The sequence below is a fragment of the Gryllotalpicola kribbensis genome (genome assembly GCF_039538245.1).
Taxonomy (GTDB): domain Bacteria; phylum Actinomycetota; class Actinomycetes; order Actinomycetales; family Microbacteriaceae; genus Gryllotalpicola; species Gryllotalpicola kribbensis.
This window is the reverse complement of record NZ_BAABBX010000009.1, coordinates 38,483-49,863: the sequence shown is the minus strand read 5'-3', so window position 1 is coordinate 49,863 and position 11,381 is coordinate 38,483. Positions and strand designations below refer to the sequence as shown.

Genomic DNA, 11,381 nt, shown 5'->3' with positions numbered 1-11,381 from the left:
CTCCCGACCACTGTGACCGACCACACAGAGGCGGAATATCCATGGCTGACCACGTGCTGGTCGGCGTCGAACCTATGGCGTCGTCCAAACGCATGACCGGGGACTGGCGAAAGGGCTATGCCCGCCGCCTGACGATCACCGACGCGCTCGCGTTGGTCTGGGTCGTCTTCGGCGTCCAGATCCTCTGGCTCGGAATCGACACCCGGGCGCAGACCGACGAGCTGCTCGGCTCGCACGCCGGCATCAGCTATTCGCTGATCTCGCTGCTCATCGTCGTGCTCTGGGTCGCCGCCCTCGGCCTCTACGACACCCGCAGCGCGCGCACGATCGGCACGGGAAGCGCCGAGTACACGCGGGTCGTCAATGCGTCGGTGCGTCTGTTCGGCCTCATCGCGATCGTCGCCTTCGTGCTCAAGATCGACCTGGCACGCGGCTACGTGCTGATCGCGCTGCCGGTCGGGGCGCTCGTGCTGCTCGCCATCCGCTGGATGTGGCGGCAGTGGCTGCACGTCCAGCGCGAGCTCGGCGGCTACTCGTCGCGCGTGCTGCTCGTCGGCTCGGCGGCCTCCGTCGCCCAGACCGCAGCCGAGCTCATCAACCAGCCCGACGCCGGCTATCGCGTCGTCGGCGCGTGCCTCTCGCCCAGCGACCGCGTGGCGCCGCTCGCCGAGCACGCGATCCCCGTGGTCGGAACCCTCGACGACGTTCCCGGCGCGATGGAGCTCAGCGACGCCGACACCGTGATCATCACGAGCAGCGACGAGCTGCCGAACGACCGGGTGCGCCGCATCAGCTGGGGGCTGCAGCCCGGCCGCCAGCACCTCGTCGTGGCGCCCAGCATCATCGACGTCGGCGGCCCGCGCATCCACACGCGCCCGGTGGCGGGGCTGCCGCTGATGCACGTCGAGACGCCCCGCTACGAGGGGGCGAAGCTCGTGGCCAAGCGCGCCTTCGACCTCGTCGTCGCGGGGCTGCTCGTCGTGCTGCTGTCGCCCGCCCTGATCGCGATCGCCCTTGCCGTGCGCGTCGACTCGCAGGGCCCGGTGCTGTTCAAGCAGGAGCGCATCGGCCTGAACGGCCGTCCGTTCCGCATGCTCAAGTTCCGCTCGATGGTGCCCGACGCCGAGGCTCGGCTCGCGGCGCTGCGCGGCGAGTCCGAGGGCAACGGCGTGCTGTTCAAGATGAAGCGCGACCCGCGCATCACCCGCGTCGGCCGCGTCCTTCGCCGCTACAGCCTCGACGAGCTGCCCCAGCTGTTCAACGTGCTGGGCGGCTCGATGTCGCTCATCGGGCCCCGCCCGTCGCTCGAGCGCGAGCTCACCCAGTACGAGGAGCACACCCACCGCCGCTTCCTCGTGAAGCCCGGCATCACCGGGCTGTGGCAGGTCAGCGGCCGCTCGAACCTGACGTGGGAGGAATCCGTGCGCCTCGATCTGTACTACGTCGAGAACTGGTCGATGACCGGCGATCTGACCATTCTGTGGCGCACCGCGAAGGCGGTGATCGCCCGCGACGGCGCCTATTGACGACCGAGCTGCGCGCCCGACCGCGCGCAGTGCAACACGGATGTGAGGGAGACGCATCGTGCCTTCTGTTGCCATCATCGGCTCGCGGGGCTACCCGAGCTATTACGGCGGTTTCGAGACGCTCGTGAGGCGGCTCGCGCCGCACCTCGCCGACGCCGGCTGGGATGTGACCGTCTACGGCCGCCCCGGCCTCAAGACCGACGACCCCGACCTCGACCCGCGGGTGCGCTCGCGCGTCACGGCCGGTATCGAGTCGAAGAAGTTCAGCACCCTGTCGTACGGCCTGACCTCGACGGTCGACGCGTTCGTGCGCAAACCCGACGTCGCGCTCGTGCTCAACTGCGCGGTCGGCTACTGGCTGCCCATCCTGAAGGCACGCGGCATCCCCAGCGTCGTGAACGTCGACGGCATCGAGTGGGAGCGCGGCAAGTGGGGCCGGTCGGCGCGCGCCGTGTTCCGTACGGGCGCCAAGCTCACCGCGCGGTACGCAGACGAGCTCGTCTTCGACGCGCGGGCCATCGGCGCCTACTGGCGCGAGAACTTCGGGCGCGACGGCGTCTTCATTCCCTACGGCGGCGACCCGAGCGGCGAGCTGCCCGTCGAGCCCGGGCTCGAGCATGGCAAATACGTGCTGATCGTGGCGCGCTTCGTCGCCGAGAACACGATCAATGAGTTCGTGGATGCCGCACAGCAGCTGGCCGCCGACCACGACGTGGTCTTCGTCGGGTCGTCGGGCTACGGCGGCGAGATCGAGGAGCGCGTCGGCCGGCTCGCGGCCTCGAACCCGCGGGTGCACTGGTTCGGGCACGTGAAGGACGACCGGCGGCTGCACAGCCTGTGGCAGCACGCGGGCGCGTACTTCCACGGGCACAGCGTCGGCGGGACCAACCCCGCACTCGTGCAGGCGATGGCTCTCGGCGCGCCGATCGTCGCCCGCGACACGGTCTACAACCGCGAGGTGCTCGGCGGGTCCGGGCTGCTGGTGCCGCCCGAGCCCGACCGCATCGCCGAGGCCGCCGACCGGCTCGTGCGCAGCAGCGAGCTGCGCGCGCTGCTCGGCGGCAACGCGCTGGCGCGCGCGGCCGATGCCTACACCTGGCAGGGCGTCTGCGAGCGCTACGAGTCGGCGCTCTGGGCGCTCGCGACCCGCACGGCCGGCAGCTCTGGCCGGCCGGTGCCGCAGGTGCCCGCGTCGGCGGCGGCAGACCCGGTGGCCGCCGAGCCTGTATCCGCCGGGCCGGTGCCCGCCGACGACTCGGTCGAGGTGCGCTGATGGGGCTGCGCGTGCTCTACGACGGGTACTGGCTGCACGACGGCCCGCCCTCGGGGCGGAACGTCGGGGCGTCCGTGCTGCGCGCGTGGGCGCAGGAGTTCCCGGGCGACGAGCTCGAAGTCGCCGTTCCGGTGCCCGACGACGTGCCGGTGCCGCTCGTCGACGCGCTGCCCGTGGCCCGCCGCCACGTGCCGACGCCCGTGTCGAACCACCAGCTCTGGGTGCGCACGCGGCTCGGTGCGGCGGCCGCGGGGGCGGACGCGGTCGTCAGCCAGAACTTCCTGCCGGGGCCGCAGCGGCACGGGGTGCCGAGCGTCGTGCTCGTCTACGACCTCATCTTCCGCGAGCACCCCGAGTGGTTCACCCTCGCCGAGCGTGTCTACCTGCGCGGCGTCGCGAGCGCCATGCGCGGCGCGTCCGCCGTGGTCACGATTTCCGAAACCGAGCGCCGCCGCATCCAGCGGCACTACCCGGCCGCGGCCCGCCGCGTTCGGAGCATCGGGCTCGGCCTGCCCTCCGGGCTGGAACACGCTGTCGCCCGGCCGGTGGAGCGCGGCTCCGACCGGCCCTTCCTCCTCTCGGTCGGGCGACTCAATGTACGCAAGAACCTCGGCAGGCTGATCGAGGCGTACACGTCATCGCCGGCGCTGACCGCGGCGTTCGACCTCGTCATCGTCGGCGAGACGAACGGCCGGGCGGCCGAGCTCGGCGCCGCGGCCGCCGGGCCGGGCCGCGTCGACTTCCTCGGCGGGGTCGACGACGCCCAGCTCAAGTGGCTGTATCGCAACACCGCGCTGTTCGCCTTCCCGTCGCTCGACGAGGGGTTCGGGCTGCCGCTGCTCGAGGCCCGCAGCCTCGGCGCACCGAGCGCCGTGAGCGACATCCCGGTGTTCCACGAGCTCGGCTTCGCCGACGCCTACTTCGACCCGAGCGATGTCGCATCGATCCGCGCGGTGCTCGAGGCGCAGCTCGCAGGCGGGCGCCCCGAGGGTGGAACGAAGGGCGACCCGTCGCGCTACGCGTGGGCCAACGTCGCGCGCGGCATGCGCGAGCAGCTCACCGCGGGCCGCGGCGCGCTGGAGGCCGCGTCGTGACCGCCGGAGCCCCGTCGGCGCGCGCCACCCCCTCCGAGGGCGCCGCGGCCCGCGGCATCCGCGCCCTCGTCGACCGCGCATACGGCAGGGAACGCGGCCTCGACGCGGGAATCGACGCAGACGTTCCCGTCGCCGACCTGGCGGGCTGGGTCGCCGAGAAGGCCGTCGCGCGCCTGCGCGCCGAGAGCCGGGGCGTGCGCGGCGGGTACCTCGGGCCCGGTGTGCGGCTGCGCGGGCGCAGCTCGCTGCGGCTCGGCCGCGCGGTGTCCCTGCAGCGCGGCGTCCTCATCGACGCGCGCTCGCGGCAGGGCGTGCAGCTCGGCGACGCGACGACCGTCGACCAGTACGCGGTGCTGCGCGGCAGCGGCGTCATCCGGAACCTCGGCGAGGGCATCCGCATCGGCGATCGCACCGCGATCGGCCTGCGCAACTTCCTGCACGGCGGCGGCGGCATCGAGATCGGCGACGACTGCCTGCTCGGCCCCGACGTGGCCGTCGTCAGCGAGAACCACATCGCCGACGACCCCGACGTGCCCATCCGCGCGCAGGGCGAGCGGCGCGCGCGCATCGTGATCGGCGACGACGTGTGGATCGGCGCCAAGGCGACCGTGCTCGCGGGCGTCACGATCGGCCGCGGCGCGATCGTCGCCGCCGGCGCCGTCGTCACGAAGGACGTCGCGCCCTACACGATCGTCGGCGGCGTGCCGGCGCGCGAGATCGGAAGGCGGAAGGAATGACGCGGGCGCCATCGCCGACCCCTCGGCCCGTCATCGTCGTCACGGGGGCGCCCGTCATGTGGGGAGCCGAGATCAGCCTGCTCGCGATCGCGGGGCTGCTGAAGGGCGCCGTGCCGCTGCGGCTGCTCAGCTCGAATCCGCAGCTCGTCGAGCGCTGGCGCAGCGAGCGGCTCGGCCCCGTCGCGCAGGTCGCGCCGCGCGCGGGGCGCGTCAGCCGCATGATCGGATTCCTCAGGCCGCTGCTGCGCGGCATCCCACGGCACAGCACGCTGCTGGTCTTCGACTTCTACCTGCTTCCGCTCGTCGTCGCGCTGCTTCCGCTCTTCAAGCTCAAGCGCGTGCGGGTCGTCGTCGACCTGCACGACTCCTCGCGCCGCAACCCGAAGCGACTGCCCTACTTCCAGCTGCTGCGGTTCGCCGACGCGGTCATCTGCATCAGCGACTACCTCGCGGGGCAGGTGCCGCCCGGGCCCGCCGTGCACGTCATCCACCGCCCCGTCGGCGACCGGGCGGCGGCGGTGGCCGCTGCGGCTGCCGTGCGCGCTACCGCAGAGGACGTCGACGCGCCCCGACTGCACGTCGGCCTCGTCGGGCAGATCACACCTGACAAGGGCGTCGCCGAGGTCGTCGAGTGGTTCGCGGCCGCGCCGGCCGACGCCGTGCTCCACATCCGCGGTGCGGCCCCGGGCGACGACGGCGGCTTCGCCGAGCGCACGCTCGCCCGTGCCGCCGCGACCCTCGGGCCGCGCTTCGTCTACGACGGCATGGTCGCCCGCGACGAGGTGATGCGCGGGCTCGATGCGGTGGTCGTCGCGAATCCCGACGAGCCGTTCGGGCGCACGGTCATCGAGGCGCAGCTCGCCGGCGTCGTGCCGCTCGTGCCCGACTCTGGCGGCTCGCGCGAGCTCGTCGAGCCCGGCGAGACCGGCCTCGTCTACGGGGCGGGCGACGGCGCGAGCTTCGCGGCGCAGCTCGCGGCTCTGCACGGCGATGCCGGGCTCCGATCGCGGCTGCGGGCCGCGGCGCCGGCCCGCGCGGCACGGCTGGCCGACCCGCATCGCATCTCGCGGCGCTACGCCGCCGCACTGGAAGGGAAGGCCGCATGACGCAGCTCGCACCCCGCCCCGACACGCAGGAGCGCCGACCGGATGCCTCGACGCGGCCCGCCCCCGCGCCGAACCCGCATCGGCGGCCCCCGCGCCGCGCGACGCTCGCCGCGTGGTGGTGGGCCGTCATCAGCGCACTCGCCGTGGTGGGCGCCGTCGCGGGCGGCCTGCCGCAGACGGCCGAGCTCGTGCTCGTCGTCGCCTTCGGCCTCGTGCTCGTCGCCGTCTGCCTCGTCTACGAGGAGATCGCGTGGGCGGCGCTCGTGCTGGCCCTGTCGGCCAACGGCATCAAGTTCCAACTCGGCGGGCTCACGATGCTGCCCGAGCACCTGGCGATCATCCTCGCCGCCGTGCACCTGGTGCTGAACGCCCGCGCGACGAAGGTGCGGCCGCTCAGCGTCGGGAAGGCGGTGCTGGCGGGCGCGGCGCTCATCGTGCTGTGGTGGGTGCTCTCGTTCGGCATCAGCCTCGCCGCGGCGCTGCAGCCCGAGCAGAGCGTGCGCCTGCTCACCTGGGTGCTCGCGAACATCGTCGCCGCCGTGCTGGTCTGCCTGCTGCGCACGCCGACGGTCGCGCTGGTGCGCGTCGGCGTGACGGTGGCGACCGTCGCCGCCGTCATCGACCTCGTGGGCTGGCTCGCCTCGAGCAAGGCGGGCGCCCTCTCGGTGTTCACCGAACGGGACTACGCGAGCAACCAGTTCCGGCTGCAGGGCCTCGGCAGCGAGCCCAACGTCGCTGCGGCGTTCTTCGTCATCTGGCTGTGCGTCGCCTACGCGGCGTCGAAGCGGATTCCTGCTCCGCTCATCTGGACCTATCTGGTGCTCTCGGGCGTGTGCGTCTACCTCACCTACACGCGCATCGCCTGGCTGATGTTCGCCTTCGTGGCGCTGGGGCTCGCGCTGCGCATGCTGCGCGGCAGTCGCTTCTTCCTTGTCTTCGCCGTGCTCGGCGTCGCGGTCGCCGTCGCGCTCGTCGCCTATGTGCTGTCGCTCTCGTCGACCTCGGGCTCCGGTGCGGCCGCGTTCCTCGCCCGGCTCGACAGCCTGCAGAACCTGGACTCGGGAACGGGTGCGCTGCGGCTGTCCACGGCCAATGTGGCGGTCGCCGATCTGAACACGCTGCACGGGTGGTTCTCGGGTTTCGGCTACAACGCGTTCCCGCAGCACCACGACACGGGCGTGACCTCGTATGCGACGCCGTACCTCGCGCTGCTGTGGCTGGCCCTGTTCTACGACTCGGGGTTCGTGGGGGCCGTGCCGTTCATCCTCGGCTACCTGCTGCTCTGGGGCGGCACGGCGCGAGCGCGCAGCACCTGGTTCTTCCTCGTGTTCGCGCTCGCGAGCACCACGACCAACATCATCTGGTTCGCGTTCCCGTGGGTGGCCGGCGCGCTGCTCGTGCGGCTGAGCTCGAAGGAGGCGCAGGACACGCAGGACGCGCCGGCCGAGGAATCCGCTCAGTCGACGGGCGCCCCGCGCGCCGCCCGCACGGCACTGACGGCGCGCTGATACGCGTCGCGGTGCGCCGCGGCGATCGCGGGCCAGTTGCGCGCGCTCCAGTCGGGCAGGGCCGCGCGCGGTGAGGACCGCAGGGCGTCGACGGCGGCCGTGAGGGCCTCGGGCGTGAGCTGCGCCGGCAGCGGCTGGATCCATTCCGCGCCGAACTCCGCCCGCAGCTCGGCCATGCTGGGGGAGTCCGTCGCCGCCACCGGCCGGCCCACCGTGAGCGCCATGAGCGCGGCGCCGCTGTTGTACATGCGCTCATACGGCAGCACGACGACCTCGCAGTCCTCGATCAGCCCGATCAGCTCGTCGTGCCCGAGGAAGTGGTCGGCGCGCACCTCGACGCCGGGGCGGGCGGCGGCGAGCTCACCGAGCAGCCGCTCGTAGTCGGCGTCGATGGCCTTGCCCGCGACGAGCAGGCGCAGCCCGCGGTCGTCGCCGATCTCGCCGAACGCCTCGATGAGCCGCTCGATGCCCTTGTAGCGGCGCAGCATGCCGAACAGCAGCAGGCGGCCGGTGGGCGCCGCGGCCGGTGCCGCGGGGCCGGCGGGGCGGTGCCGGCGCACGTACTCGGCGTAGTCGCCGTGGGGAATGACGACGCCGCGCTCGTCGCCGGCCTCCGCGAGCCCGGCGTGCGTGAGGTAGATGCGCACGGCGCAGGACGCGAGCCAGGCGCGCAGCACGGCGTCCTCGGCGGGGGAGCCGCTCTCGTGTGGCGAGAGGTTGTGGATCGTCGAGACGTGCGCGCGCCGCCGCAGCCGGTCGAGCGCGATGAGCAGGCGGAAGAGGGCGAGCTTCCCGGCGTGCTTCCACCTGCTCGGCGAGCGCACGAGCGCCTCGGGCCAGTGCAGGTGGATCACATCGAAGCGCCCGAGCAGGGCGCGGGCCCAGGTGAACTCGCGCACCTGCAGCAGCGCATCGGTGTGCGCGGCGAGGGTCGAGACGTAGGGGTTCGCGCTGAGGTCGTCGCCGCCGCGCGTGGTCAGCACGCGCAGCGCGCGGCCGCCGCTCGCGGCGCTGCCGCCGGCTTCCGCGCCGACCGCCGCTGTCGTCGTCGTGCCGGTCATCGTGCCGTCTGGCGGGCGGATGCCGGCGCCGCAGCCGCCGCCGTGGGGCCGGCCGCGCCCCACACGTCGTAGGGGAAGGCGTCGAGCAGCGGCTCGGGCGCCCACTGCGGCCCGGGCACGGCGGCGCGCGCAGCCGTCGCGTCGGCGACACTCTCGGCGAGCCGCACGCCCGGCCGCCCCGTGCCCTCGTAGTAGTCGGCGTACTTGAGCGGATGCTCCTCGCGGCTCACCACCGCCACGGCGGGAACCCCCAGCGCCTCTGCGACGATCACGGCGTGCAGCGAGCTGCCCACGACGCGCTCGCTGCGCGCGATCTCGCGCAGGCACTCGAGCAGCGGCCGCTGCGGGTCGAGCACGTCGGGCACCCCGCGCAGCGCCTTGCGGTCGTTCATGTTGGGCGCGATGAGCGTGCCGCGCACCTTGCTCGCGGAGGCCTCGCGCAGCCACGGGAAGAGAAGTGGCGCGAGCAGCGCCGGGTCGCCGTAGACCTCGGGTGACTCGATGCCGAGGCCGTGCAGCACCGCGCGCGTGCGGGGGCCGCGCACGGCGCGCACGTCGAGCTGCGACAGCGCCGGCAGCTCGGCCATCGACTTCCCGTTCATGCCGCTGCCCCAGACGACGTCACCCGCTCGCGCGAACTGCAGCACTGAGCCCACGGCGAGCACGCGCCGGCCGCCCGCCCCCGCGGGAGCGGGGGCCGCGGGCGCCACCCCGGCCCGCTCGAGCATCGCCGCCACGATCACCGGCCCGAGCAGATCGCCGAAGTTCCCGATGCGGCGCGGAACGACGAGGCGGCTGCCGCGGCGCTCGGGGATCAAAGGCCGATGCGGATTCCAGCTGAACACGGTCACGCCGTGCACGGTCGTGCGGTCGCCCCGGTTGCGGACGCGCGGAAGTGCCTGAGGCTGTGCCGTCACCACTGCTCCCTCACCCCGCGAGTGGTCGGCTCTCGGGGGTTACGGGCCACGATAATGTGCCCCTCTTTGTGGTGACAAGTGTGTCGTGTGCGCCAGTCACCATATGGAAACGTGGCTGCAACGGCTCGTGTATACACTGAGCCACGCGTCCGACCACGCATTGTCGATCTCGAGGCCCTCGCGCGCCCCGCGGTCGTCAAGGAACCTAGGAGGCCACCGTGCGCCCAGATGACCTTGAAACCCTGACGGAGCTGCGCTCCGCCACCACCGCCGTGCTCACCGAGGCGATCGGGCACGGCGCGACCGTCGCCCTGCTCGACGCCCCCAATCAGCGCAACGTGGGCGATTCCCTGATCTGGGCGGGTGAGCTCGAATACTTCCGCACGCTCGGCCTGAGGCTTGCCTACGTCGCCGACAGGCGCACCTACGACGCGGCCGAGCTGCGCCGCGCGCTTCCACCCGACGGCGTCATCCTGATCCACGGCGGCGGGAACTTCGGCGATCTGTGGGACGGGCACCAGCAGCACCGCGAGCAGGTTGCGCGCGACTTCCCCGACCGGAAGATCGTGCAGCTGCCGCAGTCGGTGTGGTTCGAGTCGCCCGAGAAGGCGGCGCTCGCGAACGCCGTGCTGGGCGGCCACCCCGACTTCACGCTGCTGGTGCGCGACTCCGAGTCAGAGGGCCGCGCCGCGGCGCAGCTGCCCGATGTGCGTCGGCGCTACTGCTGGGACATGGCGCTCGGCTGGAGCGCCCCGACGCGGGCCTCTGCAGCCGCCCCGGGCGCGGCGCCCGTGCTCGTGATCGCGCGCACCGACCACGAGGGGTCCTCCGGCCTCGGCGATCTCGACCTGGCCGACGAGATCGGCGCCGAGGTGCACGTCGCCGACTGGACCAGCGCCGAGCTCGACACCCTGTCGTGGCGGCTCGCGCGGCTCGTACCGCGGGTGGCGCACAAGTACCGCTTCGTGCGCGGCCCGCTGCTGCGCCCGCTCGTGAACGCCAGCTTCCGGTGGATCAACGCGGCGAACATCCGCGGCGGCATCCGCCTCTACCGCGATCGCCGCTACGCGATCGTCGATCGCCTGCACGCCCACGTCCTCGCGGTGCTGCTCGATCTCGACCACGTGCTGCTCGACAACAACTATGGCAAGCTCGGCGCCGTCTACCGCGACTACTCGAGCCGGTTCAGCACGGCGTCCTACGCGGACCGGCCGCAGCAGGCGGTCGAACTCGCCGCCGAGGCGCTCGGCAGGGCACGGGCGGTGCGCTGATGCTGGCGTTCATCACCTCGCTGCGGCATCCGCTCAACTCCTCCGACTACGCGCACGTCGAAGAGCTGCTCGCGCAGACACTGGGTTCCGTCACGGCGCAGACGAGCGACGATTTCGCGGTCTTCGTCGTGGGCAATCGGATGCCTGACTTCGAGCTTCCCCGCCGCACCACCTTCGTGCCCGTCGACTTCCCGCCGCCCGTGGCGACCTCGGGCCCGCGGTTCGCCCTCGGCCCCTTCGTGCGCGACAAGGGCACCAAGATCGGCATCGGGCTCGCCGCGGCGCGTGCCGTGCACCCCGATCACGTCATGATCTTCGACGCGGACGACTTCGTGCACCGGGGCCTCGCGGCGCTGTCGCAGAGCGCCCCGACCGCACCCGGCTGGGTCGTCGAAGAGGGCCTGATCTACTCGCGCACCCGGCAGGCGTGGCGCGTGCAGCGCGACTTCAATCGCACCTGCGGCACCTGCCACGTCGTCGCGTGGGAGGCATACGGCGTGCCCGACGACCTCGAGGTGACGGCAACGCAGGACGAGGTGGCGGCGGCCTTCGGCGAGCGCCTCGAGCGCATCATCGGCGCACACCGCCAGGGGCGCGAGTGGCTCGCCGAGCACGGCTACCCGCTCGAGCCGCTGCCGTTCCACGGCGCGGTCTACCACGTCGACACCGGCGAGAACCACTCGGGCAAGGGCCTGCGCGGCCTCGCCCGACCGCTCAGCGACCGGGTGGTGCGCGACTTCGGCATTCCCCGCCTCGCGAGCCCCTCGGCGAGCATCGGCCGCGCGCTCGACCCGCGCGAGCTCGCGTACACGGCGCAGTCGGCCCTGAGCCGGGCGACGCGCATCACGAAGGGCGCGCTCGCGCGCCAGGCCAAGGCGTAGGGGAGAG

The 11,381-nt window shown here is 73.0% G+C and carries 9 protein-coding genes and 1 pseudogene; 8 read left to right on the top strand and 2 right to left on the bottom strand.

Annotation, left to right across the window (positions count from 1 at the left end):
* Positions 1-41 precede the first annotated feature (41 nt).
* From ABD716_RS06060 to ABD716_RS06035, 6 genes and pseudogenes are all read left to right on the top strand, one after another.
* Positions 42-1,526: a sugar transferase gene (locus tag ABD716_RS06060; RefSeq protein WP_344774860.1), complete on the top strand. Its 1,485-nt coding sequence runs from the start codon at positions 42-44 to the stop codon at positions 1,524-1,526.
* Positions 1,527-1,584: 58 nt separating this feature from the next.
* Positions 1,585-2,799 carry a glycosyltransferase gene (locus tag ABD716_RS06055; RefSeq protein WP_344774858.1) on the top strand — a complete coding sequence of 405 codons (1,215 nt, stop codon included), beginning with the start codon at positions 1,585-1,587 and terminating at the stop codon, positions 2,797-2,799.
* A complete protein-coding gene (locus tag ABD716_RS06050) occupies positions 2,799-3,893 on the top strand; it encodes a glycosyltransferase family 4 protein (protein ID WP_344774856.1) in 1,095 nt (364 codons plus the stop codon). The genes ABD716_RS06055 and ABD716_RS06050 overlap by 1 nt, the downstream gene beginning before the upstream one ends.
* A gap of 569 nt (positions 3,894-4,462) precedes the next feature.
* Positions 4,463-4,630, top strand: a pseudogene (locus ABD716_RS16375) (DapH/DapD/GlmU-related protein); the annotation flags it as partial.
* Positions 4,627-5,736: a glycosyltransferase family 4 protein gene (locus ABD716_RS06040; protein ID WP_344774851.1), complete on the top strand. Its 1,110-nt coding sequence runs from the start codon at positions 4,627-4,629 to the stop codon at positions 5,734-5,736. The pseudogene ABD716_RS16375 and the gene ABD716_RS06040, both read left to right, overlap by 4 nt.
* Entirely contained in the window at positions 5,733-7,244 is a 1,512-nt protein-coding gene (locus ABD716_RS06035) for a hypothetical protein (RefSeq protein ID WP_344774849.1), read from the top strand. Before ABD716_RS06040 ends, ABD716_RS06035 begins: the two co-directional genes overlap by 4 nt.
* Here the strand turns inward: ABD716_RS06035 and ABD716_RS06030 are convergent.
* Together ABD716_RS06030 and ABD716_RS06025 are read right to left on the bottom strand one after the other, a co-directional pair.
* Positions 7,193-8,305 carry a glycosyltransferase gene (locus tag ABD716_RS06030; RefSeq protein ID WP_344774847.1) on the bottom strand — a complete coding sequence of 371 codons (1,113 nt, stop codon included), beginning with the start codon at positions 8,303-8,305 and terminating at the stop codon, positions 7,193-7,195. The genes ABD716_RS06035 and ABD716_RS06030 overlap by 52 nt on opposite strands.
* The gene (locus ABD716_RS06025) at positions 8,302-9,222 is read right to left on the bottom strand and encodes a polysaccharide pyruvyl transferase family protein (RefSeq protein ID WP_344774845.1); all 921 of its coding nucleotides are present in this window, start codon (positions 9,220-9,222) and stop codon (positions 8,302-8,304) included. The genes ABD716_RS06030 and ABD716_RS06025 overlap by 4 nt, the downstream gene beginning before the upstream one ends.
* A gap of 218 nt (positions 9,223-9,440) precedes the next feature.
* Here ABD716_RS06025 and ABD716_RS06020 point away from each other — a divergent pair, with 218 nt between their 5' ends.
* A complete protein-coding gene (locus ABD716_RS06020) occupies positions 9,441-10,493 on the top strand; it encodes a polysaccharide pyruvyl transferase family protein (protein ID WP_344774843.1) in 1,053 nt (350 codons plus the stop codon).
* Positions 10,493-11,374 carry a hypothetical protein gene (locus ABD716_RS06015; protein WP_344774841.1) on the top strand — a complete coding sequence of 294 codons (882 nt, stop codon included), beginning with the start codon at positions 10,493-10,495 and terminating at the stop codon, positions 11,372-11,374. Before ABD716_RS06020 ends, ABD716_RS06015 begins: the two co-directional genes overlap by 1 nt.
* Positions 11,375-11,381 lie beyond the last annotated feature (7 nt).